We start from the raw sequence: 25884 nt of genomic DNA on the forward strand, positions 1-25884 counted from the left end.
CGGGTGGGACTGTGCCCCGTGGTCCCGTGGGCTAAGCCTGGGTGTCCGTCTTGTCCGTCGGTGACTTCCGCCTCCGCGACACGAGCGGGGAGTCGGCCAGACCGCTCAGCAGCGCCGCCGGGTCGTCGTAGACCGCCACCGCCCCGGCCCCGGCCAGCTCGCCCCGGCCGGTGCCGCCGCAGGTGAGCCCGACACAGGGGATGTCGAGCCCGGCCGCCGCGGCGACGTCCCACACCGAGTCGCCGACGAAGACGACCCGCCCGGCGTCCAGGCCGGACTGCTCCAGGGCGGCGACCAGGATGTCCGGGGCCGGCTTGCTCTCCTCGGCGTCGGCGGAGCAGGTGACGGTGTGGATCACGTCGTCGGCGTCCAGGGCGGCGCGCAGCGCGGCGACCTCGTGCGCGGCGGCGGAGGTGGCCAGCACCACCCGCAGGCCCCGGGCGGCGCAGGCCCGCAGCAGTTCGGCGGCGCCGGGGAGCGGAGCGAGCCGCTCCCAGTACTCGCCGAAGAACCCGTCGTGGGCGGTGCGCAGCCTGTCGTCCTCGCCGCGGTCCCGCTCCGGGCCGAGCAGATGGTCCAGCAGCTTGTCCGAGCCCATCCCGATGGACCGGTGGATGGTCGCCATCGGCACCCGGTGCTCCGCCTGGCGCAGCGCCTCCCACCAGCTCACCGTGTGCAGGTACGTGGTGTCGACGAGGGTGCCGTCGACGTCGAAGAGGACCCCGTCGGGCCGGTCCGCGCTCATGCACCCCTCCTACCCGGCCGGGTCACGCCGACGCGCCCCGGATCACTGCGGGGGGAGGAGGATCTCGAACCAGACCGTCGAGCCGCGGACCGTCGGGTCCGTCCCCCAGGCGTCGCTGAGCTGCTCGATCAGGCCGAGCCCCCGGCCCCGACTGCTCAACGTGTCGGTCTGCGTCCGGGTCACCGCCCCCCGGGTGCCGGAGTCGGCGACCGACACCAGCAGACGTTCGGCGCTGAGGTCGATCACCACCCGGGCGGCCGTGCCGGCGTGCAGCAGGGCGTTGGTGGTGAGCTCGCTGGTGCACAGCACCGCCGCCCCGATCACCGCCTCCGGCACCTGCCAGTCGGTCAGCTTCGCGGTCATCCAGTGCCGGACCCGGCTCGGCGCGGTCGGCTCCGCCGGCATCTCCATGCTCGCCGAGCGGCTCGGCCGCAGCGCGTACTCCACCGCCAGCACCGCCACGTCGTCCTCGGTCGCGCCGGAGACCGCCCCGGTGGCGACCGCGCAGAGCGCCCGGGGATCACCGCTGGCCGCCCCGGCCACCGCCACCGCCAGCCCGTCCAGCCCCGCGGTGAGGCTCTGCCGCCGCCGCTCCACCACCCCGTCGCTGTAGAGCAGCAGGGTGTCACCGGGCAGGAACGCCACGGTGGTGGTACGCGGCCGGCAGCCCAGGCCCAGCGGGGCGCCGGCCGGCAGCTCCACGTACTCGGCGGTGGCCGAGCCGTCAGGGGCGCAGCGACGGATCAACGGCGGCGGGTGCCCCGCGCTGGCCAGGGTGATCTGCCCGCGACCGGAGTCCACCACGCCGAAGGCCACGGTGACGAAGAGCTCCTGGGTGCCGGTCTCGGTGCCGAGGCTGGCCACCAGCCGGTCCAGCCCGGCGAGGACGGCGTCCGGACGCGGGTCGGCCAGTGCCAGGGCACGCAGCGCCGCGCGGACCTGCCCCATCCGGGCGGCCGCCTGCACGTCGTGGCCGGCGACGTCGCCGAGCACCACGCCCAGCTCGCCGGTGGGCAGCAGGAACGCGTCGTAGAAGTCCCCACCGGCGGCGTTGCCGTCGACGCCGGGGTCGTACCGGGCGGCGACGCGCAGCCGGGGCAGTGTCGGCAGCTGCTCCGGCAGCATGCTGCGCTGCAACAGTTGGGCCGTGCCGTGCTGGGTCTCGAACCGGCGGGCCCGTTCGGCGGCCTGCCCGACCAGCTCGGCCGAGGCGGCGAGCAGCGCCCGTTCCGCAGCCGACCAGCCGTGCGGGGCCTGGTAGCTGACGCTGAGACCACCCCGGATCACCGAGGAACGCAGCGGCAGCGCGGCGAGTGCACGGATCTTCTGGTCGTGCCGGTCCACCGCGTTGTCGCGCAGCGGCTGCCCGTCGCCGACGAAGTACGGCACCCCGCTGCGAGCGGTCCGCACCGCCGGGGCGGGGGAGTCCGCGCCGGTGGGCCGCCACAGCGGGGGCAGCCGCTCGTCGGCCTCGTCGAGCAGTTCGCCCCGCAGCCGGCGGACCATCCGCCAGGCCGGCCCGTCGTCGACCGCGAGGACCACCCGGTCGGCGTCGAACGAGTGCAGCATGTACCGCAGGGTGACCCGGGCCACGTCGTCCAGGGTGAGGGTGCCGGAGAGCGCGGCGGCGAAGTCGCTGAGGCTCTGCAACTGCTGGGTGAACTGGGTGGTCTGCGCGGCGACGGTGAGCACGCCGATGATCCGCCCGGCGCTGTCGCGTGCCGGGGAGTGGCCCCGGGTGAAGACGGCGTGGTCGCCGGTGACGGCGAGGTGCCGGTCGATCGGAAGCACCGACTCCCGCTGGAGGAAGGACTCCCCACGTCGGTAGACCCGCTCGATCACGTCCCCCACGCCGGGGGTGTGCCACAGGTCGGCGAAGACCTCGGGAGCGGGCTGGCCGATCGCATCGGGGTGCCGGTCACCGATCAGCTCCGAGTAGCCCTGGTTGTAGAGCATCACGAACTGGTCGCCGTAGTAGAGCGCCATCGGCACCGGAGAGGAGAGGACCACGTCCACCAGTGCGCGCACCGCCGGGTCCCACTGCTGCGACGGCCCCAGCACCGTGTCCGCCCACGGGTGGCCGAGCATGGCCGCCGTCACCTGCGAGACCGGGGACGGTCCGGGGGCGGTGGGTGGTGTGGGGACTCGCCCGACCGTGCCTGGCATGTCTCGCAGCCTAACCGGCCGGTGCCGCGCGCGTTTCGATCATGCCGCCGGGGTTCTCCGAGGCCCTCCGGTGGCACGACGTTGATGCAGGTCAAGGCCGGTATCAGAAGACATGTCGGGAAATTGGGGCGGGGTCTCGCGGCGTGCTGCCGGGACGACCGGGTATGCGCCCGGCGCAGTCCATGCGACAGGAGGGACATCATGCCGGAAACCCTCGCGGTCAGGCAGGTCGACATCGGCGACGCCGTGGCCGACATGTGGAGGTCGGTGCTGCTCTTCATCCCGAGGGCGATCGCGTTCATCGCGATCCTCGTGGTGGGCTGGCTCATCGCCCGAGCGGTACTCAAGATCGTGGACGCGGCACTGGAACGGGTGGGTTTCGACCGGGCGGTCGAACGCGGCGGGATCAAACGCGCGCTCGAACGCACCAGGTACGACGCCAGCGACATCCTGGCGAAGCTCGCGTACTACGCGGTGCTGCTGTTCACCCTGCAGTTCGCCTTCGGAGTGTGGGGACCCAACGCGATCAGTGACCTGATCCGGGGCGTGGTGGCCTGGCTGCCGCGCGCGTTCGTGGCGATCGTCATCGTGGTCGTGGCCGCCGCCATCGCCAACGCCGTCAAGGACCTGGTCACCGGGGCGCTGGGCGGCCTCTCGTACGGCAAGGTCCTGGCCAACGTGGTCGCGGTCTTCGTCCTGGCGCTCGGTGTGATCGCCGCGCTCAACCAGGTGGGCATCGCCACCACGGTCACCACGCCGGTGCTGATCGCGGTCCTGGCCACGGTGGCCGGCATCCTGATCGTCGGCGTCGGCGGTGGTCTGGTGAAGCCGATGCAGAGCCGCTGGGACGGCTGGCTGAACCGCGCGGCCGAGGAGTCGCGCACCATCCAGGAGAGCCGTCGCGCGCAGACGGCCGGACGGGGCGACATGAACCGCGAGATGGCCGACCGGGGTGGCACGCGGACCATGCCGCGCGCCGAGGAGGCCGGGACGATGTCGGGCCGGGGGACGTACCAGTCCGGCGCCATGGGCGACGAGACCCAGCAGTTCCGACGTCCGGGCAGCTGAGTCGGGGCGTACCGGGGGAGGGTGTCCTGCGCGTGGCGCGGACGCCCTCCCCGTCGCCGGTCAGGCCGGTTCGAGGTGGCGCGGGTCGAGCGTGCGGGCGAGCGCGCAGACCGCCAGCAGGCGGGTGAGCAGCCAGCTCGGCGCCGACCAGTCGACCGGCCCGGCGGGCGGGACCAGGCCGTGCTCCAGGGCCGCCGCGCGTACTCCCTCGGCGTACCCGGCGAGCGCGGCCGGGGTCAGCGGCCGGCGGTCCCCGTCGAGGCTGTCCCGCACGGCTGCGGCGTGCTGGTCGACCATCGCGAGCAGGCCGGGGTCGGCGGCGGCCGCGGCGAGGCCGGTGGCCCCGACGGAGGCGGAGAGCAGGGCGAGGGCGGAGCGCGCCGAACTCGCGGCGGTCCGGGTCGCGACCTGGTGGTACGGCACACGCATGGGGACCGAGGTTAACCACCCGGTAACCGCGACGGTCTCGGCCGGTCGGACGGTCCGGGATCCCCCTCCGGTCGGCGGAGTTCCCCCGCGCGGATTGAGCCGGCCCAGCCCGGGCAGAAGGGGAACGGCGCGCGATCGGGCGCAGCCGGCACCGGGGAGGGACGGATGGGACAGCACGAGGACGGCCCGGACCAGGCGCACCGCCGGCCCGCAGGGGTGACCGACGAGACGGTGGCGGCGCTGGGCAAGCTCAGCGAGGCCCTGGAGACGGTGGAGCGGGCCCGGGGCCGCCTCTACGACCTGCACCAGCTGATCGGGCACGCCGACCTGATGCTGGACGACGCGGTCGCGCAGTTCCGGGCCGCCGGGCACCACGAGATCGCCGACCGGATAGGCACCGACCTGCTCGGCCGCAACGTGATCGCCGGCCGGTGGACGTTCCAGATCGTCGAGGACTTCGACGACGGGTACTACGCGCTCTTCCGCGACCTGGACCGCCGCGCGCGCGACGAGTTGGCCGGCGGGCGTCGCCACCTGTACGAGGCGGAGATGAAGGAACGTCGGCGCAGCCGGGGGCGGCCCGGGCACGAAGCGTGCCCGGGTGGCGACGACTAGTCGACCGGCGCGTCGGCCGGCCGCCGCCGGCCGGCGTCGTCCGCGATGATCACCGTGGCGACCATCAGGGCGACGCAGAGGCTGAACAGCCAGGAGTCGTCGGCGACCAGCTTGGCCGAGACGGGAGCCTGGACGGCGGCGAGCAGGAAGCCGAGCCAGGCCAGGCGACGCTGACGTGGGGTGAGGAAGCCGGAGCCCTGTTGCATTCCGAAAGTCTTGCGCGACGATCCCGGATTGCCGTCACCCGATCGGCCGATTCTGGACGGGCTGTCCGCGTTCCTGCCCGTCCGGGCGTCGCATTCTGCCGGTTCGGGGGAGGACGACACCGCCGGCCACCTCACCCCCCAGCGTGCTCGCCGGAGACCGCCGCCTCCGGCCCCGTGGGCCGCGGCCGCTGGGCGGGCACGGCGCGCTGCCAGGGCGGAGGGACACGCACGGAGGCCATGCCCGCCGCGGTCGCCGCCTGGATGCCCAGGTCCGTGTCCTCGAAGACCAGGCAGGACTCCGGAGGTACGCCGAGCAGGCGGGCGGCGAGCAGGAAGCACTCCGGGTCCGGCTTGGCCCGGACGTAGTCACCGGCACAGACCAGCAGGTCGAACCGGTCGAGCAGGTCGAGGGTGGCCAGGGAGGCCGTCACCGCCTCCCGGTTGCCGCCGGAGACCACGGCGAACGGAACGCTGCCGTGCGCCTGATCGATGTGCCACCGTACCTCCGGCACGGCGGTCAGGGTGGGCAGCAGCTCGCGGTAGAGCGCCTCCTGGCGGCGGATGACGTCCCACACCGGCAGCGCGACGCCGTGCCGGTCGCCGAGGTCGTTGACGATGTCGACCAGCGTCCGGCCGCCCCAGGCGTAGAAGAGGTCCTCGGGGATGTCGCAGCCCCAGTCCCGCAGCGCCTGCCGCCAGGCGACGTGGTGCAGGGGCATCGAGTCGACGACGGTGCCGTCACAGTCGAAGAGGTAGGCCCGGAACTCACCGGGCGGCAGGGGCAGCACCCGTCCCAGGGTAGGGCCCCGGCGCCCGCTCGTACGCCCCGGACGGCGTCCCGCCCGGGGCGTGCCACGTCACATCGTGTCGGGGCCGGTCCGTCCCGTGGTGGACGGACGGTACGCCCGTTCCGTGTCGGTCATCTCCCGCCGTTCCGTCTCCGGCCCGGCACCCCGGTCCACCGCCTCCGGCCCGTGCCCGAAAGCGGCCTCCTCGCCGGCGGCACTCCCGGTGACGTCGTCGGCCTGCCCGTCGATGGTCGACCGGGCGATCGCCCGGTCCAACTCCTCCAGCGGGGTCTTCTGCTCGTCCCGCCACGCCCTGTCGTCGTTCTGCGTCATCCCATCGCGGTACCCGGGTCCGGTGATCGCAAACGGTCCCCGGACCCGGCGATGGCCGCCGGGTCACCGGCGGCCATCGGAGGTCGTGTCGCGGGGGAGGGATCAGGGCTGGGGACGGTCGACCTGGCCCCGCCACGCGCCGGTCTCCAGACCGCGCCGCTCGATGAACTGCTTGAACCGCGCCAGGTCGCCCTTGACGCGACGGTCCACCACGCCCAGCTTGTCGCCGGCCTGCTCGACCACACCGTGCGGCTCGAAGTCCATCTGCAGGGTCACCCGGGTCTGCCCCTCGTCGAGGCGGTGGAAGGTCACCACGCCGGCGTGCTGGGTGCCGCCGGTGGACTTCCAGGCCACCCGCTCGTCGGGGAGCTGCTCGGTGATCTCGGCGTCGAACTCGCGCTTGACCCCGGCGATCTCCACCGTCCAGTGGGTCATCGTGTCCGACAGCTGCCGGACCTCCTCGACCCCCTCCATGAAGTGGGGGAACTCCTCGAACTGGGTCCACTGGTCGTACGCCGTCCGGATCGGGACGGCCACCTCGACATGCTCGATAACGCCGCTCATGAAAGCGTTCCTCCTCTGCCGCTGGCGCGTTCGGCGAACCGTGGGCCGGTCCGTCTCACCAGCGCGTCGTCTCGTTCGTGTGCCCGAGAGCCGCCCACACCTCGGAAACCGTCTGGTACCGCGTGCCGTCGGGCAGTCGTTCCAGCGCGGCGACGATGTCGGCCGGCGCGTCGTTGTCCCGGGCGTTGGCCACCAACGCCTCGCGGTCGCCCGGCAGGGCGGACAGGGTGATGAACCGCCCGAGCCGGCTGCGCGCCTCCACGTCCTCGGAGCTCATCCCCTGCGGGGCGCCGGTACGCAGCTCACCCGCCGGGGCCGTGGTGGCTCCCGGCTGGTCCTCGCCGGCCGGCTCCGCCTCGCGGAACTCCTCGACGCGCGAGCCCCCGGTGCCCGGCCCCTGCACGAGGCCGGCGACCTCCTGGCTCATCTGCTCGTCGATCCTCGGTCCGTGCTTGCTGCTGCCACGTTCCATGCCGTGTGTGCTACCCCGGGGGACCGGCGGGAAACGCCGAACCCGGCACCGGGTCACGAATCGGCGGCGGCCTTCGGCGGCAGCACCGGCTCACCCGGGTCGTCCGCCCCGGTCTGCAACACCCGCCCGCGCTGGAGCTCGGCGTTGATCTGCACCCCGAACATCAGCGCGCAGTTGGACAGGTAGAGCCAGACCAGGAAGGCGATGACCGCGCCGAGGCTGCCGTACGTGACGTCGTACGAGCCGAAGTTGGCGACGTACAGGCCGAAACCGGAGGAGGCGAGCACCCAGACGAGCAGGGCCACCGCCCCGCCCGGGGTGAGCCAGCGGAACCGTGGCTGCCGGACGTTCGGGGCGATCCAGAACAGCAGCGACAGCAGCGTCATCATCACCAGCGCCAGCACCGGCCACTTGACCACGCTCCACACCGCGCGGGCCAGCCCGCCCGCGCCGACCAGGTCGCCGACCGCGTCGGTCACCGGTCCGCTGACGATCAGGCCGAGCGCCACCACCGCGAGCAGCACCAGCGAGATCCCGGCCAACCCGATCTGCATCGGACGCAGTCGCCAGAACGGCCGGCCCTCCTCGACGCCGTAGATGGCGTTGGAGGCCCGGGTGAACGCCCCGATGAAGCCGGAGGCCGACCAGAGTGCGCCGAGCAGACCGAAACTCAACAGCACCTTCGCCCCGCTCTGCTGGTCGACCACGGTGCGCACCACCGACACGAAGCCGTCGTTGGCGACCACCGCGCCGGCCCCGACGTCCCGGGCCAGGTCGAGCACCGTGTCGACGGTCCGTTCCCCGTCGGAGACCAGCCCCACCAGGGCGACCACCACGACCGTGGACGGAAAGAGCGCCAGCACGCCGTAGTAGGTGAGCGCGGCGGCCCAGTCCGCGCAGTTGTCCTTCACGAAGTTGCGACCGCTGCGGACCAACGCGCCGCGCCAGGTGGCCCACCTCAACTGGCGTACCCGGCGGGGGACCGGCCGGCCCTGCCGTCCGGCGGTCGCGGTCGACTCCGTCGTCGCTGCCATGCCCGCTCCCTGTGTCGCCCGACGGCCGGAGGTCACCCGGCTCCCAGTTGGCCCCGCCGGTACCCCCGGGCGGAAATCGACAAACCCGACGCCGGAGTTTGCCCCGGTGGGCCCGGGGAACCGTCAACCAGAGCGAAACCGACGCGGAGGAGGACGAGATGCCCGGGCGCGAGGTACTGCCCAGCACGCTGCGGCGCTCCCCGGAGAAGGCGCAGCGCACCTGGGAGAAGACACACGATTCGGCGGTCGAGACGTACGGCGAGGGAGAGCGGGCGCACCGCACCGCCTTCGCCGCGGTCAAGCACGAGTTCGAGAAGGTCGGCGACCACTGGGAGCCGAAGGGACGCAGGGGCCCCAGCGACCGGCAGGCGGCCGGTGGCGGCCCGGCCCGGCGGGCGCCCACCGCCGGCGGCGTGGACGCCAACGCCACCAAGGACCACCTGATGGCGGTGGCGAGGAAGCTGGACGTGCCCGGCCGGTCCCGGATGACCAAGCCGGAACTGGTCAGGGCGATCGAGAAGGCGAACACCCGGCAGACCACGAAGACCCGGGAGAAGGCCAAGGCCCGCGCTCGCTGACCGGTGACCGCGACAGCTCCGGGAGCCCGGGACCGGGCGGTTCCGGGCTCCCGCGCGTGCGTTCACCAGTGGCCGCCGCCCGGGGCCTCGATGTGCACGGTCTTCACCGTGCTGAACTCGTCCAGCAGCTCCGGGCCGTACCCGAAGCCCTGGCCGCTGCCGCGGCGCGGCTGCGCGGCGCCGCCCGGCGCGCCGCCGAAGACCGCGTTGACCTTGACGGTGCCCACCGGCAGTTCCCGCCAGGCCCGCTGGGCGTGGCTCATCGACGGGGTCAGCACCGTGGCGGCCAGCCCGTACGGCGAGTCGGCGGCACACTTCAGCGCCTCGCTGAACGAGTCCACCACGACCACCGCCGCGACCGGGCCGAACGTCTCCTCGCGGACCAGCGTCATCTCCTGCCGGCAGTCGGTGAGCACCGTGGCCGGGTAGAACGCCCCCGGCCCGTCCGGCAGCGTGCCGCCGACCCGCAGCGTCGCGCCCTCCGCGACCGCTGCGGTGACCTGGCCGTGCACGTGGTCGCGGTGCCGCCGGTCCACCAGCGGCCCCAGCTCGGTGCCCGGGTCGCGGCCCGGCCCGACCCTCAGCGCCCGCGCCCGCTCGACCAGCGCGTCGACGAAGTCCTCGGCGACGTCCCGGTGCGCGTAGATCCGCTCGACCGCCACGCAGATCTGGCCGGCGTTGGCGAACGCGCCGATCGCCGCCTGCGTCGCGGCCCAGACCGGGTCCACCCCGGCGTCGACGATCAGCGGGTCGCTGCCGCCGTTCTCCAGCAGCGCCTTCGCGCCGGTGCGGGCACAGGCCGCCGCGATGGCCCGTCCGGTCGCCGTCGAGCCGACGTGGGCGACCACGTCGACCTCCTGCGCCGCGAGGGCCGCACCCACCTCGGCGCCGCCGGTGAGCAGGGAGAGCACCCCGGCCGGCAGCGTGCTGTCGAGGATCTTCGTCAGCAGCCACCCGGTGGCCGGGGTCCGCTCGCTGGGCTTGAAGAGCACCACGTTGCCGGTGACCAGGGCCGCGCCGAGCAGCCCGCAGGAGACCGCCACCGGATCGTTCCACGGGGTGATGGCGGCGACCACGCCGCGCGGCTCCGGTGCCATGAAGTCGATCGCGGCGGCACCGCCGTGCAGGGTGCGGCCACCGCGCACCGGACCGAGTTCGGCGTACTGTCGCAACGTGCCGATGCCCGCCTCGACGCCGCCCCGCGCGTCGCCCAGCGGCTTGCCCATCTCCGCCGTGGTCGCCGCCGCCAGTTCTTCGGCCGTCGAGGCCAGGGCGTCCGCCGCCCGGTGCAGCGCCGCCGCCCGCTCCGCCGGGGGCGTCGCCGTCCACTCCGCGGCCGCGCCCCGGGCCGCCTCGACCGCCTTGGCCACCTCGTCCGCCGTGGCCACCGGGACGGTGGCGACCGGGGAGCCGTCGGCCGGATCGTGGACCGTCAGCTCACCACCCTCGCCGCCCGCGCCCCACACTCCACCGATGACCTGTTCAACCCTGTACATGCGGCAGCGCATGCCCCGCTCCCGGCGAGGCAAACGCGTTTCGCCCGGTTGCCGGCCGGGTAGCCGGATCGGATGATCGACAGCGGGACGGAGACCGCGGACGCCGTCGTCGTCGGGGCGGGGCACAACGGGCTGGTGGCCGCGAACCTGCTCGCCGACGCCGGCTGGGACGTGCTGGTGCTGGAGGCGACCGGCGTCCCCGGCGGGGCGGTCCGTTCCGCCGAGGTGACCGCCCCCGGCTACCTCAGCGACCTCTACAGCTCCTTCTACCCCCTCGGGTACGCCTCGCCGGTGCTGCGCCGGCTCGGCCTCGACGCGCACGGCCTGACCTGGACCCACGCCCCGGACGTCCTGGCACACGTGCTGCCCGACGGGCGCGCGGCGGTGCTCAACCGCGACCCGGCGCACAGCGCCGCCTCGATGGAGGCGTTCGCCCCCGGCGACGGGCAGCGCTGGATCGACACGTACGACGACTGGCGCACCGTCTCCCGCCCACTGCTGGACGCCCTGTTCACCCCGTTCCCGCCGGTACGCAACGGCCTCGAGCTGCTCGGTCGGCTGCGGGCGGCCGGAGCCCTGCGACTGGCCCGCCGGCTGGTGCTGCCGAGCCGCCAACTCGGCCGCGAGCTGTTCCGGGGCGAGGGCGCCCCCGCCCTGATGGCGAGCTGCGCCCTGCACACCGACCTGTCTCCGGACGACGCCGGCTCCGGGATCTACGGCTGGCTGCTGGCCATGCTCGGCCAGGAGGTCGGCTGGCCGGTCCCGGTCGGCGGGGCGCAGAAGATCACCGACGCGCTGATGGACCGGCTGCTGGCCCGGGGCGGGCGGATCAGCTACTCCGCCCCGGTCGACCGGGTGCTGGTGGCCCGGGGCCGGGCGATGGGCGTACGCACGGCCGGCGGCACGCTCTGGCGGGCCCGCCGGGCGGTGTTGGCCGACGTGCCCGCCCCCGTGCTCTACCTGGACCTGGTCGGCGCGGCCGCGCTGCCGCCCCGGCTGGTGGAGGACCTGGCGCACTTCCGCTGGGACGGCTCGACCGTCAAGGTCGACTGGGCGCTGGACGGGCCGATGCCGTGGACCAACCCGCAGCTGCGCGGAGCCGGGACGCTGCACCTGGCCACCGACCTCGACGGCCTCACCCGGTACGCCGCCGACCTGGCCTGCGGCCAGGTCCCGGAGGAGCCGTTCCTGCTGGTCGGCCAGATGACCACCGCCGACGCCCGACGGTCACCGGCGGGCACCGAGTCGCTCTGGTCGTACACCCACCTGCCGTTCCGGCGGGACTGGCGGGTCGAGGACGTGACCCGGCACGTCGACCGGATGGAGGCGGTGCTCCAGCGGTACGCCCCCGGCTTCAAGGCCCTGGTCCGAGGCCGGTTCGTGGCCGGTCCGGCGGACCTGGAGGAGCGCAACCCGGGCCTGGTCGGTGGGGCGGTCGGTGGCGGCACCGCCGCCGCGTACCAGCAGCTCTTCCTGCGGCCGGTGCCCGGGCTGGGCCGGCCCGACACCCCGGTCGACCGGCTCTACCTGGCCAACGCCTCGGCGCACCCGGGCGGCGGTGTGCACGGCGCGCCGGGCGCGAACGCGGCCCGGGCGGCGCTGCACCGCGACCGCGCGCTGACCGGCGGACTGTACGCCCGGGTGATCGGCGCGGCGCACCGCGCCGTCTACCGCTGACGGCCCGGTGGCATGGCACGACCGGGCCGGGTGACCCGCCGGGAGGGGTCAGCGCTCCAGGTTCCGGTGCCGGGTACGCAGCTTGAACGGCATCAGGGCGCTCTCCACCTTGGTGGCGGTGGTCATCTTCGAGTCGCCGTCGCGCCGCTCCTCGAAGCGGATCGGCACCTCCAGGATGGTGTGCCCGAGCTTGGTGGCCAGGTAGTGCATCTCGACCTGGAAGCTGTAGCCGTTGGACTGCACCCGTTCCAGCCCGATGTCGCGCAGCGCGTCGGCCCGCCAGATCTTGAAGCCGGCGGTGAGGTCGCGGATGCGCACCCGCAGCAGGGTGTGCACGTACAGGTTGGCCCAGCCGCTGAGCGCGCGACGGTAGAGCGGCCAGTTCTCGTCCAACTCGCCGCCGGGGACGTAACGGGAGCCGATCACCACGCTGGCCTGCGTGGAGAGCAGCGCGCCGAGCATGCCGGGCAGCGCCTCCGGCGGGTGCGACAGGTCGGCGTCCATCTGCGCGACGTACTCCGCGCCACCGTCGAGGGCCCGGCTGATCCCGTCGACGTACGCCCGGCCCAGCCCCTCCTTGCCGGCGCGGTGCACGACCTGGACCCGGTCCGGGTGCTCGACGGCGAGCTTGTCGGCGACCTCGCCGGTGCCGTCCGGGGAGTTGTCGTCGGCGACCAGCACCGTCAGGCCCGGCAGCGGCAGGGTGAGGAGCCGCTCGACCAGTACCGGGAGGTTGCCCGCCTCGTTGTAGGTGGGGACCACGACGGTCAGGCGTGCGTCCCGCCAGGGCGAGGGCAGCTCCACGGGTTCGATCATGACGGACATCCTCTGGTTGCCGACGGTTTTCCCCCAAAGGGTAGCCAGTGCCGTGCCGGTGCCCGTCGAGGCTCCCCGCCCGCGCCGCCGACACCGGGGCCGACCGTCAGCGCCGCGCGCGTTCGTCCGCCTTCTGCCGGGTGGCGATGTCCGACAGCCGGCGCAGGGTCTCCTTGTTGCGCTGGTGCAGCACCAGGTCGTTGAGCTTGTTGCGGACCCAGCGCAGCGGTCCGGCGGCGAAGTCCTCGCCGATGCGCACCCGGGTGCCGAAGCCGTCACCGACCGGTTCCAGGGTGAACACGACGACCGCCTCGCCGGCCGGCCAGAGGCCGGCCTTGATGACCAGCTTGTGCGGCGGCTCGCAGGCCAGCACGGTGGAGGAGTCCTCCAGGGAGAACGGCCAGGGCCCGGCCCGGTGGTGCAGCCGGGTGCCCGCCCGGGGCCAGTCGGCGTCCACGTCGCGTACGTGTGCCGTGCCGACCACCCAGTCGCTGTACGTCCACCCGTCGGCGAGCACGTCGAAGACCTGCTGCGGGGGAGCGTCGATCACCTTCTCCACAATCGCCACCGCGACCCTGTACCCCGGCCGCCGCGGGATCTAACGGGACGGCGTTAGCTTCTCCGGGGCGGTGGGTAAGGCCCGACCGGCGACCGTGCGGACTCCGGCGACGGCGACGAGCCGTAGCGCCGGGTAGATGATGTTTACTCCCCGGGGCTCCGGGAACCCGCCGCCCGTGCGACGGGACCAGGTGGAGCCGGATCAGCGCAGGTCAGGCCGGGTGGAACCGGCCGGGCGGGGCGCGCCGCAGCCGGTCCTGTTCGACGCGGTGCTGCTGGACCGCGACGGCACCCTGATCGAGGACGTGCCGTACAACGGCGACCCGGACAAGGTGCGCCCGGTGCCGGGCGCCCGGGAGGCGCTGGACCGGTTGCGTGCCGCCGGGCTGCGCCTGGGCGTGGTCACCAACCAGTCGGGCCTGGCCCGGGGGCTGTTCACCGCCGGGCAGATGCGGGCGGTGCACGCGCGGGTCGAGGAACTGCTCGGCCCGTTCGACACCTGGCAGGTCTGCCCGCACGACGAGCGGGCCGGCTGCGACTGCCGCAAGCCGGCCCCCGGCATGGTGCGTGCCGCCGCCCACGCCCTCGGCACCACCCCGGACCGGTGCGTCGTGGTCGGCGACATCGGCGCGGACATGACCGCGGCCGGCGCGGCCGGCGCCACCGGCATCATGGTGCCCACCGCCACCACCCGCCCGGCCGAGGTGGCCGCCGCGCCCGCCGTGGTGGCCGACCTGCCGGCGGCGGTCACCGCCGTCCTCGCCCGGGCCGCCCTGGTCACCGGCCCGGCACCGGGCCCGCGCCGGGGCACCGTGCTGGTGGCGCGCAGCGACTCCGCCGGGGACGTGCTGGTCACCGGCCCGGCCGTCCGGGCCGTCGCCGCCGGCGCCGAGCGGGTCGTGCTGCTCTGCGGGTCGCGTGGCCGGGAGGCCGCCGCCCTGCTGCCCGGCGTCGACGAGCTGATCGAGTGGCCACTGCCCTGGATCGACGGCGACCCCGCCCCCGTCGACCCCGACGACGTCCACGCGCTGACCGCCCGCCTGGCCGCGGTCGGCGCGGACGAGGCGGTCGTCTTCACCTCCTTCCACCAGTCGCCGCTGCCCCTGGCGCTGCTGCTGCGGATGGCCGGGGTGCCGAGGATCAGCGCGATCAGCGACGACTACCCGGGCAGTCTGCTCGACGTCCGGCACCGGGTGCCGGACGGCGTGCCGGAACCCGAGCGGGCCCTCTCGCTGGCCGCCGCGGCCGGCTTCGCGCTGCCGCCGGAGGACCAGCCGACCCTGCGGGTACGCACCGACGGGCTGCCCCCGCCGCCGGACCGGCTCGGCCGAGCGGGCTACGTGGTGGTGCACCCCGGCTCCGCGGTGCCGACCCGGGCCTGCCCGCCCGAGCTGGCGGCCCGGATCGTCCGGGTGCTCGCCGCCGCCGGACACCGGGTCGTGGTCACCGGCGGCCCGGAGGAGACGACGCTGACCGCCCAGGTGGCCGGGGACGTCGGCCTTGACCTCGGCGGGCGCACCGGGCTGGCCGAGCTGGCCGCCGTACTCGCCGGCGCCGGGGCGCTCGTCGTCGGCAACACCGGCCCCGCCCACCTCGCCGCCGCGCTGGGTGTCCCGGTGGTGAGCCTCTTCGCCCCCACCGTCCCGTACGGACAGTGGGGGCCCTACCGGGTGCCGGCCGTACGCCTCGGCGACGCCGCCGCGCCGTGCCGGGACACCCGGGCCACCCGCTGCCCGGTGCCCGGACACCCCTGCCTCGCCGCGGTCGAGCCGGGCCGGGTCCTCGATGCCGTACGGCTGCTCGGCGTGCCCGCCGACGCCCCCGCCGCCGCGACGGTCACCGCCGCGCCGGGACCGGGCGCACCGGTGGTGGTCACCGGCGGCGGGAGCCCCCGATGAACGTCCTGGTGTGGCACGTGCACGGCTCCTGGACCACCTCCTTCGTGCACGGCAAGCACCGCTACCTGGTGCCGGTCACCCCCGACCGCGGCCCGTACGGGCTGGGCCGGGCGCGCACCTACCCGTGGCCGGACAGCGCCGTCGAGGTCACCCCGCAGCAGTTGCGCCGCGAGGAGGTCGACGTGGTGCTGCTGCAACGCCCCGAGGAGTTCGACCTGGCCTGCGACTGGCTCGGCCGGCGGGTCGGCCGGGACGTGCCGGCCATCTACGTCGAGCACAACACCCCCAAGGGCGACGTGCCGAACACCCGCCACCCGATGGCCGACCGCGACGACCTGCTGCTCACCCACGTCACGCACTTCAACGAGCTGTTCTACGACAACGGCGGCACCCGCACCGCCGTCGTCGAGCACGGCGTGGTGCCGCCCGCCGTCGGCTGGACCGGGGAGCTGGACCGGCTCGCCGTGGTCGTCAACGAGCCGGTGCGCCGGTGGCGGGTCACCGGCACCGACCTGCTGACCCGCTTCGCCGAGATCGCCCCGCTGGACGTCTTCGGCATGAAGGTGGCCGGGCTCGCCGACCACCTGGGTCTCCCCGCCGACCGGCTGACCAGCCACGACGACGTGCCACAGCACCGGATGCACGCCGAGCTGGCCCGGCGGCGGGCGTACCTGCACCTGTGCCGGTGGACCTCGCTGGGGCTGAGCCTGATCGAGGCGATGAGCATGGGCATGCCGGTGGTCGCGCTCGCCACCACCGAAGCCGTCGAAGCCGTGCCACCGGCTGCCGGCGCGCTCTCCACCCGGGTGGACGTGCTGGTGGGGGCCGCGCGGCGGTTCGTCACCGAGCCCGCCGAGGCCCGCCGGGCGGGCGAGCAGGCCCGCGCCGCCGCCCTCGGCCGCTACGGCCTGGACCGTTTCCTCGCCGACTGGGACCGCCTGCTGGAGGAGGAAGTATGCGCATCGCGATGATCTCCGAGCACGCCAGCCCGCTCGCCGTGCTGGGCGGTGAGGACGCCGGCGGGCAGAACACGCATGTCGCGGAACTCTCCGCCGCGCTGGCGGCCGCCGGGCACGACGTGAAGGTCTACACCCGCCGCGACGCCGTCGACCTGCCGGTCACCGTCCGCGCCCCCGACGGGTACGACGTGGTGCACGTACCGGCCGGGCCGGCCGAGCCGGTGGCCAAGGATGCCCTGCTGCCGCACATGAAGGAATTCAGCGGATGGCTGGTGGAGCACTGGCGCGGCGGGGACTGGACACCCGAGGTGATCCACGCGCACTTCTGGATGAGCGGGCTCGCCGCGCTGGCCGCCAGCCGGCAGACCGGGGTGCCGGTGGTGCAGACGTACCACGCGCTGGGCACGGTCAAGAAACGCCACCAGGGGGTGCAGGACACCAGCCCGGCCCGCCGGATCTCCTACGAACGGGAACTGGGCCGCGCGGTGGACCGGGTGGTCGCCCAGTGCCAGGACGAGGTGGGCGAACTGGTCCGCCTCGGCGTCCCCCGCTCCCGGATGACGGTGGTTCCCTCCGGGGTCAACCTGACCACCTTCGCCCCGCTCGGCCCCGCCGCCGACCGGGAGCCCGACCGGCCCCGCGTGCTCACCGTCGGCCGGCTGGTGGAACGCAAGGGCTTCCAGACCGTCGTGCGGGCCATGGAGCTGGTGCCGCAGGCGGAGTGCGTCATCGTCGGCGGGCCGCCCGCCGGGCTGCTGGAGACCGACCCGTACGCCCGCCGGCTGCGGGCGCTGGCCGAGACGTGCGGGGTGGCCGACCGGGTGAAGCTGGTCGGCGCGGTGCCCCGCGAGGAGATGGGCCGCTGGTACCGCTCGGCCGACCTGCTGGTCGCCGCCCCCTGGTACGAGCCGTTCGGCCTCACCCCGCTGGAGGCGATGGCGTGCGGCGTGCCCGTGGTCGGCACCGCCGTCGGCGGGATCAAGGACACCGTCGTGGACGGGGTCACCGGCGACCTGCTGCCGGCCCGTGACCCGCAGGCGTTGGGCACCGCGATCCAGCGCCTGCTCGACGACCGGATCCGCCGTTTCGGGTACGCCACCGAGGCGCTGCGACGCGCCCGCCGCAGCTACTCCTGGGGCACCGCCGCGGAACGGCTGGCGGAGCTGTACGGCGAGGTGGTCGCGGTGCGCCGGCCGACCCGGGTGGTCGCCTGATGACGGCGGGGCTGCTCGACGCGCATCTGACCCTGCTGGCGGAGGCGCTGCTGCCGTACCGCGAGTCGGAGGGGCTGCTGTCCCGGTGGGGGGCCGCGCTGGCCGCGACCCTGGCCGGCGGGGGCCGGCTGCTCGTCGCCGGCAACGGCGGCAGCGCCGCCGAGGCCCAGCACCTCACCGCCGAGCTGGTCGGCAAGCTGCGCGACGACCGGCAGCCGCTGTCGGCCATCGCCCTGCACGCGGAGACCTCGGCGATGACCGCGATCGGCAACGACTACGGCTACGACGAGGTCTTCGCCCGTCAGGTCCGCGCCCACGGTCGCCCCGGCGACGTGCTGCTGCTGATGTCCACCAGCGGAGCCAGCGCCAACCTGCTGGCCGCCGCGCGTGCCGGGCGGGACACCGGACTGCGCTGCTGGGCGTTCACCGGCCCCGCCCCGAACCCGCTCGCCGACGCCTGCCACGAGGTGCTCGCCGTGGCGTCGTCGGACAGTCAGGTGGTGCAGGAGCTGCACCTGGTCTCCACCCATGTGCTCTGCGAGTACGTCGACCGGGAGCTGCCGGCCGCGCTGGCGACGGCCGGGCGTCCGGCGTCGGTGGACGCGGCGGCGCAGGTGGAGCCGGTCCGCACCGGGGTCGAGGTGGTGCTCGACGACGGCCACCGGCAGGTCGAGGCGGGATGAGGGAGGCGAACGTGCGGGGACCGTTGGTGGTCGTCGGCGACACCCTGCTGGACCGTGACGTCGAGGGCCTGGTGAACCGGCTCTGCCCGGACTCCCCGGTCCCCGTGCTGGACGAGACGGCGCACGCCGACCGGCCCGGCGGGGCCGGCCTGGCCGCGGTCTTCGCCGCCGCGCAGGGCGCCGAGGTGGCGCTGGTGACCGCGCTGGCCGACGACGCCGCCGGGGCCCGGCTCAGCTCGCTGCTGACCGCCGCCGGCGTGCGGGTGTACGCGCTGCCGCTGCCCGGGGCCACCCCGGAGAAGATCCGGTTGCGGGCGCGCGGCCGGGTGCTGCTGCGGCACGACCGGGGTGGCGCCGGTGCCGAACCGGGGGCACCGCACGAGGCGGTGCTCCGGCTGATCGCCGAGGCGTCCGCGGTGCTGGTCAGCGACTACGGTCGGGGTGTGGCCCGGCAGCCGGCGCTGCGTGCCGCCCTGGCCGCCACCCGCGCCCCGGTGGTCTGGGACCCGCATCCCCGGGGGCCGGCGGCGGTGCCCGGGGTCGCCCTGGCCACCCCGAACGAGCCGGAGGCACGCGAGCTGACCAAGGTGCCGCCGGGGCAGTCCCGGCTGGCCACCGCCGCCCGGGGCGCGCAGGGGCTGCGCGAGCGGTGGCGGGCCGGTGCGGTGGCGGTGACCCTCGGCGGCGACGGCGCGCTGCTCTGCCACGCCGGGTCCACCCCGCTGGTCGTCTCGGCCCCGGTCAACGCCGAGGGGGACACCTGCGGCGCCGGGGACCGGTTCGCCTCCGCCGCCACCCTCGCCCTGGCTCGCGGCGCGCTGGTCTCCGAGGCGGTGCAGGAGGCGGTGGCGGAGGCGTCGGCGTACGTGGCCGGCGGGGGAGTCGCCGCCGCGCTGCCGGTGGAGGTGCGGGCCGCCCCGCCGGCGGTGCTCAGCGGCGGCGGGGAGCGGATCGGGGCCGCGGCGGCCGGCGCGGTGGTGGCCGAGGTACGCGCCGCGGGCGGCACCGTGGTCGCCACCGGCGGCTGCTTCGACCTGCTGCACGCCGGGCACGTGGCGACGTTGCAGGCCGCCCGGCAGCTCGGTGACTGCCTGGTCGTCTGCCTCAACTCCGACACCAGCGTCGCCGGGCTGAAGGGGCCGGACCGCCCGGTGATGTCCCAGGGCGACCGCAGCCGACTGCTCGCCGCGCTGAGCTGTGTCGACGCGGTGGTGGTATTCGACGAGCCGACCCCGCACGCGGCGCTGAGCTGGCTGCGTCCGGACATCTGGGTCAAGGGCGGCGACTACGCCACCGGTGGCGGTGACACCTCCGCCCTGCCGGAGGCCGAGGTGCTGCGCCGCTGGGGCGGGCAGACCGTGGTGGTGCCGTACCTGGACGGGCGTTCCACCACCGACATGATCGCGGCGGCCCGCGGCGAGCGGCCGGCCGTCGCCCCCACCGGCGCGGCCCGCGCCGGGTGTCCCACGGCGGAGGGAGCACGATGACCAGTAGCGCACCCGGCACCGGTCCGACCGTCCTGGTCACCGGTGGATCGAGCGGCCTCGGCGCGGCCGTGGTGACCGCCGTGGCCCGGGCCGGCGGGCGGCCGCTCGTGCTCGACCGGCACCGTCCCGGCGACGGGGTGCCGTGGGTCGAGTGCGACCTCGCCGACACCCGGGCCGCGGAGGAGGCCACCCGGGAGCTGGCCGAGCGTAACGGCGGCCTGGACGCGGTGGTGACCGCGGCCGGCACGGACGTGCCCGGCAAGCTCGCCGACCTGTCCCGGGAGACCTGGGAGCGGATCGTGGCGGTCGACCTGCTCGCCACGGTCGCGGTGGTCCGCGCGGCGCTGCCCTACCTGGAGGCGGCCCGGGGCAACGTCGTCACGGTCGCCTCGACACTGGGGATCAAGGCGGTCAGCGACGCCACCGCGTACTGCGCGGCGAAGTTCGGGGTGGTCGGCTTCACCCGCGCGCTCGCCGCCGAACTCGCCGGCCGGATCGGCGTGACCCTGCTGATCCCGGGCGGCATGCGCACCGCCTTCTTCGACGAGCGTGACCCGCAGTACAAGCCGGGACCGGACGCCAACCTCAACGACCCGGCCGACACCGCAGCCGCGATCATGTTCGCCCTCTCCCAACCGCCCGGCTGCGCGGTACGGGAGATGGTGGTCTGCGCCGAGCGGGAGACGTCCTGGCCGTGATCCTCGTGCTGCGCGCCCTGGGCGTCGGTGACCTGGCCACGGCGGTGCCCGCGCTGCGCGCGCTGCGGGCCGTGTACCCCGGGGAGGAGCTGGCGCTGGCGGCGCCGGCCTGGCTCGCGCCCCTGGTCGACCTGGTCGGCGCGGTGGACCGGTTGCTGCCCACCGACGGGCTCGGCCCGCCGCCATGGCCGCCGGTGTCCCTGGCGGTCAACCTGCACGGGCGGGGTCCGCAGTCGCACCGGATGCTGGCCGGGGCGGGGCGGCTGCTCGCCTTCCGCTGCCCGGAGGTCGGGCATCTCGACGGCCCGCCCTGGCGGCCCGGGGAGCACGAGGTGGCGCGCTGGTGCCGGCTGCTCGCCTGGTACGGCATCCCCGCCGACCGCACCGACCTGGCGCTGCGCCGGCCTGCGCCGGGCGGGGCGCCGGCCGGTGCGACGATCGTGCACCCGGGCAGCAAGGTCGAACGGAAACGCTGGCCGGCGGGGCGGTTCGCCGCGCTGGCGCGGGAACTGGCCGGTCGGGGCCACCGCGTCGTGGTGACCGGCTCGGCGGACGAGCGCGACCTGGCCGGGCGGGTCGCCGCCGGGGCCGGGTTGCCCGCCGACGCGGTGCTGGCCGGTGGCACCGACCTCGGCGAGCTGGCCGCCCTGGTCGCCGGGGCCCGGCTGGTGGTCAGCGGCGACACCGGCGTCGGCCACCTGGCCACCGCGTACGGCGTCCCCTCGGTGCTGCTCTTCGGGCCCGTCCCGCCGGCCGAGTGGGGCCCGCCGGCGGACCGCCCCCGGCACCGGGTGCTCTGGGCCGGCGCCCGGGACTGGCCCGGTTCGTCCGGGGTGGGAACCCACCCGACGTTGGCGGCCCTGCCGGTGGACCGGGTGTTGGCCGCCGTGGACGAGGCCGAAGAGGCGGTGCGGGTCTCCGGTGCGGTTGCGGCGTAGTGATCCGGGCCGGGCGGGCTACGGGCGCCGCCGGGCCGGCAGGGGCTGGGTGTTCCTCGGTCCGGACGGCGAGCCGGTCCGCGATCGCAACGAGCTGGGCCGGCTGCGGGACCTGGTCATCCCGCCCGCCTGGCGGGACGTCTGGATCTCGCCGTACCCGAACGGGCACATCCAGGCCGTCGGCGTCGACGCGGCCGGGCGCCGGCAGTACCTGTACCACCCGCAGTGGCGGCGCAAGCGCGACGAGGCGAAGTTCGACCACGTGCTGGAGGTGGCCCACCGGCTGCCGACGCTGCGCGAGCGGATCGCCCGGGACCTGGACGGGCGTGGACTCAGCCGGGACCGGGTGCTGGCCACCGTCGCCCGGCTGCTGGACATGGGGATGTTCCGGGTCGGCAACGACCAGTACGCCGTCGGTGAGGATGCCACCTTCGGTGTCTCCACCCTGCGTCCCGAGCACGCCCGCTCCCGGGCCGGCTGCGTGGTGTTCGAGTTCCCCGCCAAGGGCGGCCTCGACCAGGTACGCCGGATCGAGGACCCGGAGCTGTGCCGGGTGCTGACCAACCTGCGCCGCCGGCGGCGGGCCGAGGAGCGCCTCTTCGGCTACTGGGACGGCCGGACCTGGCGCGACGTGCGCAGCGACGAGGTCAACGGCTACCTGCGTGACGCCAGCGGTGGGGAGATGACGGCGAAGGACTTCCGGACCTGGCACGCCACCGTGCTCGCCGCCACCGAGCTGGCCACGGTCGGCGTGCGGTGCTCCGTCACCGCCCGGCGCAGGGCGGTCGCCGGGGTGATGAAGGACGTCGCGCAGCTGCTCGGCAACACCCCGACCGTGGCGCGCACGTCCTACGTGGACCCGCGGGTGGTGGACCTGTACCACGACGGGGTGGTGGCTCCGGTGCGTTCCGACTCCCCGCAGGACGAGGCCGAACGGTCGGTGCTGGAACTGCTCGAAGAGGCATGACCGGCCCCGCCGTCGGTCCTCGGGAAGAGCGACGGGGCCGGGAACCCTGCGGCCCCGGAGGCCGGTCGGCGTCGTCGACCGCACGGAAGGCGCGGCTGAAGTGCGCCCTGTCGCGGAAGCCCCGACGGGCGGCGGCTCGCCCGACGCGGAGCCGCCGCCGGTGCGCCGTCAGTCGTTGAGCACGTGCGAGAGCCGGTCCCGGAAGCGTCGCTCGGAGTCGCTGACCTGGTCGCCGCCGAGGCCGAGGATGCCGCCGGTGGCGGCGGCGCCGACCACCTGCTCGGCGATCTCCACCAGCCAGTGCCGGTACGCTCCGGCCTCGCCCTCGTCGACCTTGGCCGCCAGCAGGGCCGAGGCCTGGCCGGCCCGGGCCAGCACGTCGTCGATCATGCCCTGCGGGTCGGCCGGCTCGATGACCGGCAGTTCCTCGCCGGCCTCCGGGTCGCCGACGCGGGACACGATCTCTCCGGCGATCGCCGCGACCAGTGGGCTGGCCGACTCGCGGCCGGCGGAGATGGTCTCCAGGCCCGCGGCGTTCTCCGCGCGGGTGCGCCGGGTGCCGTCGGACTCGGCGGCGCTGGCCGCGGTGAGGACCGCCTGCGGCAGGCCGACCAGCAGCCCCCACTCCTCGTCGGAGAACCCGAACCCGGTGTACGCCGGCTGTTCGATCACGACTGAGCCCCTCTCGCTCGTTGGGTGTTGCGCACCGTGCGCCGCGGCTGCCCGGGTCAGGCTAGTCGAGCGTCAGCAGACCCTGTTCGGACACCACGGGCACGGAGAGCGTCTTGTAGCCGACCTCGTCGAAGAGCACGGTCATCCGGTCGTCCTCGTAGTTGAGCACCAGACCCGAGCCCCACTCGGGGTGGCGGACCTGGCTGTGCACCGGGAACGGGCCGACCGCGCCGTCGTCGGCGGTGCTGGTGCCGGCGTGGCAGTTGTCGCAGTGTCCGCAGACCTCGGACATCTGCTCGCCGAAGTAGGCCAGCAGGGTCTGGCCCCGGCAGGCGGTGGTCTCGGCGAAGGCGCGCATCATGTCGGTCCGGGAACGGGTGACGGTCTGCTGGCGTTCCGCCTCGGCCAGCGCCGCCGCGGCGGCGTCGACCGGGGTGGGGGAGTAGCGCGGCGCGCCGATCTTCTGCCTCGCGCGGGGCTGCGCCGCCCCGATCTGCTCCAGCAGCGCCAGGTACCGGCCGAGCTTGCGCGCGCCGAGGCCGGTCAGCTCGCGCAGTTCCTTCCTGGTCCGGGCCTGCTTGCGCAGCAGCGCGGCCAGGTCCCGCAGTTCGGTGGCGTCCGGCAGGCCGCCGCTGAAGTAGCGCTGGAGCCCGACGTCCTCCGCGCGCCAGAGCAGCAGCACCCGGGCGGGCTCGCCGTCCCGGCCGGCGCGGCCGATCTCCTGGAAGTAGCTGTCCGGGGAGTCCGGCAGCGCCATGTGGACGACCCAGGCGATGTTCGGCTTGTCGATGCCCATGCCGAACGCGGAGGTGGCCACCATGATCGGCACCTGGTCGGCGAGGAACGCCTCGTGCAGTTCGTTGCGGGCGCCGGTGGGCATCCCGCCGTGGTAGTACTGCGACGGGAAGCCGGCCTCGGTCAGCCGGGCGGCCAGGTCCTCGGCGGCCCGCCGGGTGGGCACGTAGATGATGCCGGGGCGCCCGTCGTCGCGCAGCAGCGCGGCCAGCCGCCGCCACCGGTAGTCGTCGGTGGGGCAGTGGGCGACCTCGAGGAAGATGTTGGGCCGGTCCAGCCCGGAGACCACCACCTCCGGGTCGCGCAGCCGCAGCCGGGCGATGATGTCGTCGCGTACCGGGGGCGAGGCGGTGGCGGTCAGGGCGACCACCGGGGGACGGCCGATGCCGTCGATGAGGTGCCCCAGCGCCAGGTAGTCGGGGCGGAAGTCGTGGCCCCAGGCCGAGATGCAGTGCGCCTCGTCGATCGCGACCAGGGCCGGCCTCAGTGACTTCACCTCGGCCGTCCGGTCGGGGTTGCTGAGCTGCTCCGGGGTGATGAAAAGGAACTCCGCCCGCCCCTCGCGGATCTCGGTGATCGCCTCGGCCTGCTGGGCCGGGCTCTCGTCGGAGCTGATCCGCACCGCCCGCAGCTCCGGGCGTCGCCGCTCGTTGAGCGCGGCGATCTGGTCCTGCTGCAGGGCCAGCAGGGGAGAGATCACCACGGTCGGGCCGGGGATCAGACTGGCCGGGATCTGGTAGATCGCCGACTTGCCGGCGCCGGTGGGCAGCACCACCAGGGCGTCGCGTCGCTTCATCACCGCACGCATGGCGGCGAGCTGGTTGGGCCTGAGCGCGGTCCAGCCGAACAGGCTGCGCGCCGCGCGGCGCAACGTCGTGGAGTTCGTGGGCAGCTTCATCGAGGGCCGGAGGTACCCGAGGCGATCACCGGCGAAACCGTTGACAGGACGTGGCCCGCCCGAACATTATGAATGAGCGTTCATGAACAAGCGTTCTTTATTGGAGGGCCGGATGGGGATCATCGTCAACACCCACCAGGAACAGGCGTGGAACGGCTACGAGGGGCAGCACTGGGCCGACCACCACGACCGCTACGACGCGGTCAACGCCGGCTTCAACGCCCCGCTGCTGGCGTACGTCGGGCCGGGCGACCGGGTGCTCGACGTCGGCTGCGGCAACGGGCAGCTCACCCGGCTGGCCGCCCGCCGGGCCGGCGACGGGCACGCCGTCGGCCTCGACCTGTCCGCGCCGATGCTCGACCGGGCCCGTTCGAGCGCCGCCGAGGAGGGGGTGGACAACGTCCGCTTCGTCCAGGGCGACGCCCAGGTGCACCCGCTGCCCGACGCCGGCTTCGACGTGGTGCTCAGCCGCTTCGGGGTGATGTTCTTCGCCGATCCGGTCGCCGCCTTCGGCAACCTCGCCCGGGCCCTGCGTCCCGGCGGCCGGCTCGCCTTCGTCTGCCTCGACGACCTGCGCGACAGCGACCTCGGTCGGGCGTTCGGCGCGCTCGCCGCCCACCTGCCCGACCCGGGCACCGACTACGCCGGGCCCGCCGAACCGCTCTCCCTGGCCGACCCGGCGACGGTGCGTCGGGTGCTCACCGACGCCGGCCTGGCCGAGGTGGAGTGCGCCCCGGCCGAGGCGCCTCAGCTCTGGGGGGCCGACGCCGCCGACGCGGCCGGCTTCCTGGCCGGCTGGGGGCCGGTTCGCCACCAGTTCGACCGGGTCGACCCGGCCACCGTCGTGCGGGCGCGCGCCGCGCTGACCGACACGCTCCGCGCCCACGAGCGACCCGACGGGGTACGCCTGCGCGGCACCGCCTGGCTGGTCACCGCCCGTCGTCCGGGCTGACCCGACACCGGCGGCCACGAGCACGGGACGGGGCACGGGGCCCGTCCCGCCGCGGGCCGTGCCGGCCTGACCCGGCGGCGGACCTAGGCCGTGTTTCAGAAGTGGGCAGGGTTGACTGTCCGGGCTTGATCGATCCGGCGTGTCGGTGATCGATAGTCGGTGAGGTCTCCGGTAGATG

General features: G+C 74.9%; 27 protein-coding genes. 13 read left to right on the forward strand and 14 right to left on the reverse strand.

The genetic code is table 11. The features are described from left to right. Positions 1-31: 31 nt before the first annotated feature. Entirely contained in the window at positions 32-745 is a 714-nt protein-coding gene (locus GA0070560_RS25405; RefSeq protein ID WP_091302235.1) for an HAD family hydrolase, read from the reverse strand. A gap of 42 nt (positions 746-787) precedes the next feature. Beyond that, positions 788-2911 carry an ATP-binding SpoIIE family protein phosphatase gene (locus GA0070560_RS25410; RefSeq protein ID WP_091302237.1) on the reverse strand — a complete coding sequence of 708 codons (2124 nt, stop codon included), beginning with the start codon at positions 2909-2911 and terminating at the stop codon, positions 788-790. A 201-nt stretch (positions 2912-3112) separates the two neighbouring features. Here GA0070560_RS25410 and GA0070560_RS25415 point away from each other — a divergent pair, with 201 nt between their 5' ends. Beyond that, positions 3113-3979 carry a mechanosensitive ion channel family protein gene (locus tag GA0070560_RS25415; protein ID WP_091302239.1) on the forward strand — a complete coding sequence of 289 codons (867 nt, stop codon included), beginning with the start codon at positions 3113-3115 and terminating at the stop codon, positions 3977-3979. Positions 3980-4039: 60 nt separating this feature from the next. Here the strand turns inward: GA0070560_RS25415 and GA0070560_RS25420 are convergent, their stop codons facing one another. After that, the gene (locus GA0070560_RS25420; RefSeq protein WP_091302241.1) at positions 4040-4408 is read right to left on the reverse strand and encodes a DUF6401 family natural product biosynthesis protein; all 369 of its coding nucleotides are present in this window, start codon (positions 4406-4408) and stop codon (positions 4040-4042) included. Positions 4409-4573: 165 nt separating this feature from the next. On the opposite strand from GA0070560_RS25420, the gene GA0070560_RS25425 reads away from it, so the two are divergent. Further along, positions 4574-5023 (forward strand): hypothetical protein, encoded by a 450-nt coding sequence (locus tag GA0070560_RS25425; RefSeq protein WP_091302242.1) that lies wholly within the window; start codon positions 4574-4576, stop codon positions 5021-5023. Here the strand turns inward: GA0070560_RS25425 and GA0070560_RS25430 are convergent. From GA0070560_RS25430 to GA0070560_RS25455, 6 genes are all read right to left on the reverse strand, one after another. Further along, the gene (locus GA0070560_RS25430) at positions 5020-5229 is read right to left on the reverse strand and encodes a hypothetical protein (protein WP_091302244.1); all 210 of its coding nucleotides are present in this window, start codon (positions 5227-5229) and stop codon (positions 5020-5022) included. The two genes, GA0070560_RS25425 and GA0070560_RS25430, sit on opposite strands and share 4 nt — an antisense overlap. A gap of 131 nt (positions 5230-5360) precedes the next feature. Then, positions 5361-6017: an HAD family hydrolase gene (locus GA0070560_RS25435; protein WP_281185150.1), complete on the reverse strand. Its 657-nt coding sequence runs from the start codon at positions 6015-6017 to the stop codon at positions 5361-5363. Between the two features lie 69 nt (positions 6018-6086). Further along, a complete protein-coding gene (locus GA0070560_RS25440) occupies positions 6087-6350 on the reverse strand; it encodes a hypothetical protein (RefSeq protein WP_091302249.1) in 264 nt (87 codons plus the stop codon). Between the two features lie 102 nt (positions 6351-6452). Then, positions 6453-6914 (reverse strand): SRPBCC family protein, encoded by a 462-nt coding sequence (locus GA0070560_RS25445; protein ID WP_091302251.1) that lies wholly within the window; start codon positions 6912-6914, stop codon positions 6453-6455. Positions 6915-6969: 55 nt separating this feature from the next. After that, positions 6970-7386, reverse strand: coding sequence for a DUF2795 domain-containing protein (locus GA0070560_RS25450; protein WP_091302253.1), 417 nt, complete (start codon positions 7384-7386; stop codon positions 6970-6972). Positions 7387-7439: 53 nt separating this feature from the next. Further along, the gene (locus GA0070560_RS25455) at positions 7440-8420 is read right to left on the reverse strand and encodes a YihY/virulence factor BrkB family protein (protein ID WP_091302255.1); all 981 of its coding nucleotides are present in this window, start codon (positions 8418-8420) and stop codon (positions 7440-7442) included. A 158-nt stretch (positions 8421-8578) separates the two neighbouring features. Between GA0070560_RS25455 and GA0070560_RS25460 the strand changes: the two genes are divergently transcribed. Next, the gene (locus GA0070560_RS25460) at positions 8579-8998 is read left to right on the forward strand and encodes a ChaB family protein (protein ID WP_091302257.1); all 420 of its coding nucleotides are present in this window, start codon (positions 8579-8581) and stop codon (positions 8996-8998) included. A gap of 62 nt (positions 8999-9060) precedes the next feature. On the opposite strand, the gene GA0070560_RS25465 is transcribed toward GA0070560_RS25460, so the two are convergent. Beyond that, positions 9061-10494 carry an aldehyde dehydrogenase family protein gene (locus GA0070560_RS25465; RefSeq protein WP_091302259.1) on the reverse strand — a complete coding sequence of 478 codons (1434 nt, stop codon included), beginning with the start codon at positions 10492-10494 and terminating at the stop codon, positions 9061-9063. Between the two features lie 72 nt (positions 10495-10566). On the opposite strand from GA0070560_RS25465, the gene GA0070560_RS25470 reads away from it, so the two are divergent. Continuing rightward, positions 10567-12171, forward strand: a complete 1605-nt coding sequence (locus GA0070560_RS25470) for a phytoene desaturase family protein (protein WP_091302261.1) — start codon at positions 10567-10569, stop codon at positions 12169-12171. Positions 12172-12219: 48 nt separating this feature from the next. Here the strand turns inward: GA0070560_RS25470 and GA0070560_RS25475 are convergent, their stop codons facing one another. Next, a complete protein-coding gene (locus GA0070560_RS25475) occupies positions 12220-12987 on the reverse strand; it encodes a polyprenol monophosphomannose synthase (protein WP_091302262.1) in 768 nt (255 codons plus the stop codon). 106 nt (positions 12988-13093) lie between these two features. Beyond that, positions 13094-13555 carry an SRPBCC family protein gene (locus GA0070560_RS25480; RefSeq protein ID WP_091302264.1) on the reverse strand — a complete coding sequence of 154 codons (462 nt, stop codon included), beginning with the start codon at positions 13553-13555 and terminating at the stop codon, positions 13094-13096. A 130-nt stretch (positions 13556-13685) separates the two neighbouring features. Between GA0070560_RS25480 and GA0070560_RS25485 the strand changes: the two genes are divergently transcribed. From GA0070560_RS25485 to GA0070560_RS25520, 8 genes are read left to right on the forward strand one after another with little or no spacing between them, the layout of a single operon-like run. Beyond that, positions 13686-15443, forward strand: coding sequence for an HAD-IIIA family hydrolase (locus GA0070560_RS25485; RefSeq protein ID WP_091302296.1), 1758 nt, complete (start codon positions 13686-13688; stop codon positions 15441-15443). Beyond that, positions 15440-16414 (forward strand): glycosyltransferase, encoded by a 975-nt coding sequence (locus GA0070560_RS25490; protein WP_091302266.1) that lies wholly within the window; start codon positions 15440-15442, stop codon positions 16412-16414. The genes GA0070560_RS25485 and GA0070560_RS25490 overlap by 4 nt, the downstream gene beginning before the upstream one ends. After that, entirely contained in the window at positions 16399-17616 is a 1218-nt protein-coding gene (locus tag GA0070560_RS25495; protein WP_091302268.1) for a glycosyltransferase, read from the forward strand. Before GA0070560_RS25490 ends, GA0070560_RS25495 begins: the two co-directional genes overlap by 16 nt. Next, positions 17616-18299: a D-sedoheptulose-7-phosphate isomerase gene (locus GA0070560_RS25500; RefSeq protein WP_091302269.1), complete on the forward strand. Its 684-nt coding sequence runs from the start codon at positions 17616-17618 to the stop codon at positions 18297-18299. The genes GA0070560_RS25495 and GA0070560_RS25500 overlap by 1 nt, the downstream gene beginning before the upstream one ends. An 11-nt stretch (positions 18300-18310) precedes the next feature. Then, complete coding sequence (locus tag GA0070560_RS25505) at positions 18311-19786, forward strand: PfkB family carbohydrate kinase (protein ID WP_091302298.1); 1476 nt, start codon at positions 18311-18313, stop codon at positions 19784-19786. Further along, positions 19783-20484, forward strand: coding sequence for an SDR family oxidoreductase (locus GA0070560_RS25510; RefSeq protein WP_091302270.1), 702 nt, complete (start codon positions 19783-19785; stop codon positions 20482-20484). The genes GA0070560_RS25505 and GA0070560_RS25510 overlap by 4 nt, the downstream gene beginning before the upstream one ends. After that, positions 20481-21422 (forward strand): glycosyltransferase family 9 protein, encoded by a 942-nt coding sequence (locus tag GA0070560_RS25515; protein WP_091302272.1) that lies wholly within the window; start codon positions 20481-20483, stop codon positions 21420-21422. The genes GA0070560_RS25510 and GA0070560_RS25515 overlap by 4 nt, the downstream gene beginning before the upstream one ends. After that, positions 21406-22389, forward strand: a complete 984-nt coding sequence (locus tag GA0070560_RS25520; protein WP_091302274.1) for a DNA topoisomerase IB — start codon at positions 21406-21408, stop codon at positions 22387-22389. The genes GA0070560_RS25515 and GA0070560_RS25520 overlap by 17 nt, the downstream gene beginning before the upstream one ends. 168 nt (positions 22390-22557) lie before the next feature. Here GA0070560_RS25520 and GA0070560_RS25525 read toward each other — a convergent pair whose 3' ends face one another. Continuing rightward, the gene (locus tag GA0070560_RS25525) at positions 22558-23061 is read right to left on the reverse strand and encodes a hypothetical protein (RefSeq protein ID WP_091302276.1); all 504 of its coding nucleotides are present in this window, start codon (positions 23059-23061) and stop codon (positions 22558-22560) included. A gap of 61 nt (positions 23062-23122) precedes the next feature. Continuing rightward, positions 23123-24754: a RecQ family ATP-dependent DNA helicase gene (locus tag GA0070560_RS25530; protein WP_091302278.1), complete on the reverse strand. Its 1632-nt coding sequence runs from the start codon at positions 24752-24754 to the stop codon at positions 23123-23125. A gap of 82 nt (positions 24755-24836) precedes the next feature. Here GA0070560_RS25530 and GA0070560_RS25535 point away from each other — a divergent pair, with 82 nt between their 5' ends. Continuing rightward, positions 24837-25706: a class I SAM-dependent methyltransferase gene (locus tag GA0070560_RS25535; RefSeq protein WP_245675707.1), complete on the forward strand. Its 870-nt coding sequence runs from the start codon at positions 24837-24839 to the stop codon at positions 25704-25706. Positions 25707-25884 lie beyond the last annotated feature (178 nt).

The sequence above is a fragment of the Micromonospora halophytica genome (genome assembly GCF_900090245.1).
GTDB lineage: Bacteria > Actinomycetota > Actinomycetes > Mycobacteriales > Micromonosporaceae > Micromonospora > Micromonospora halophytica.

Excerpts from the sequence above, each read along its gene's own strand:
- GA0070560_RS25405 (WP_091302235.1), bottom strand. The coding sequence starts at position 745 with ATGAGCGCGGACCGGCCCGACGGGGTCCTCTTCGACGTCGACGGCACC.
- GA0070560_RS25410 (WP_091302237.1), bottom strand. The coding sequence starts at position 2,911 with ATGCCAGGCACGGTCGGGCGAGTCCCCACACCACCCACCGCCCCCGGA.
- GA0070560_RS25415 (WP_091302239.1), top strand. The coding sequence starts at position 3,113 with ATGCCGGAAACCCTCGCGGTCAGGCAGGTCGACATCGGCGACGCCGTG.
- GA0070560_RS25420 (WP_091302241.1), bottom strand. The coding sequence starts at position 4,408 with ATGCGTGTGCCGTACCACCAGGTCGCGACCCGGACCGCCGCGAGTTCG.
- GA0070560_RS25425 (WP_091302242.1), top strand. The coding sequence starts at position 4,574 with ATGGGACAGCACGAGGACGGCCCGGACCAGGCGCACCGCCGGCCCGCA.
- GA0070560_RS25430 (WP_091302244.1), bottom strand. The coding sequence starts at position 5,229 with ATGCAACAGGGCTCCGGCTTCCTCACCCCACGTCAGCGTCGCCTGGCC.
- GA0070560_RS25440 (WP_091302249.1), bottom strand. The coding sequence starts at position 6,350 with ATGACGCAGAACGACGACAGGGCGTGGCGGGACGAGCAGAAGACCCCG.
- GA0070560_RS25445 (WP_091302251.1), bottom strand. The coding sequence starts at position 6,914 with ATGAGCGGCGTTATCGAGCATGTCGAGGTGGCCGTCCCGATCCGGACG.
- GA0070560_RS25450 (WP_091302253.1), bottom strand. The coding sequence starts at position 7,386 with ATGGAACGTGGCAGCAGCAAGCACGGACCGAGGATCGACGAGCAGATG.
- GA0070560_RS25455 (WP_091302255.1), bottom strand. The coding sequence starts at position 8,420 with ATGGCAGCGACGACGGAGTCGACCGCGACCGCCGGACGGCAGGGCCGG.
- GA0070560_RS25460 (WP_091302257.1), top strand. The coding sequence starts at position 8,579 with ATGCCCGGGCGCGAGGTACTGCCCAGCACGCTGCGGCGCTCCCCGGAG.
- GA0070560_RS25465 (WP_091302259.1), bottom strand. The coding sequence starts at position 10,494 with ATGTACAGGGTTGAACAGGTCATCGGTGGAGTGTGGGGCGCGGGCGGC.
- GA0070560_RS25470 (WP_091302261.1), top strand. The coding sequence starts at position 10,567 with ATGATCGACAGCGGGACGGAGACCGCGGACGCCGTCGTCGTCGGGGCG.
- GA0070560_RS25475 (WP_091302262.1), bottom strand. The coding sequence starts at position 12,987 with ATGATCGAACCCGTGGAGCTGCCCTCGCCCTGGCGGGACGCACGCCTG.
- GA0070560_RS25485 (WP_091302296.1), top strand. The coding sequence starts at position 13,686 with ATGTTTACTCCCCGGGGCTCCGGGAACCCGCCGCCCGTGCGACGGGAC.
- GA0070560_RS25490 (WP_091302266.1), top strand. The coding sequence starts at position 15,440 with ATGAACGTCCTGGTGTGGCACGTGCACGGCTCCTGGACCACCTCCTTC.
- GA0070560_RS25495 (WP_091302268.1), top strand. The coding sequence starts at position 16,399 with ATGCGCATCGCGATGATCTCCGAGCACGCCAGCCCGCTCGCCGTGCTG.
- GA0070560_RS25500 (WP_091302269.1), top strand. The coding sequence starts at position 17,616 with ATGACGGCGGGGCTGCTCGACGCGCATCTGACCCTGCTGGCGGAGGCG.
- GA0070560_RS25510 (WP_091302270.1), top strand. The coding sequence starts at position 19,783 with ATGACCAGTAGCGCACCCGGCACCGGTCCGACCGTCCTGGTCACCGGT.
- GA0070560_RS25530 (WP_091302278.1), bottom strand. The coding sequence starts at position 24,754 with ATGAAGCTGCCCACGAACTCCACGACGTTGCGCCGCGCGGCGCGCAGC.
- GA0070560_RS25535 (WP_245675707.1), top strand. The coding sequence starts at position 24,837 with ATGAACAAGCGTTCTTTATTGGAGGGCCGGATGGGGATCATCGTCAAC.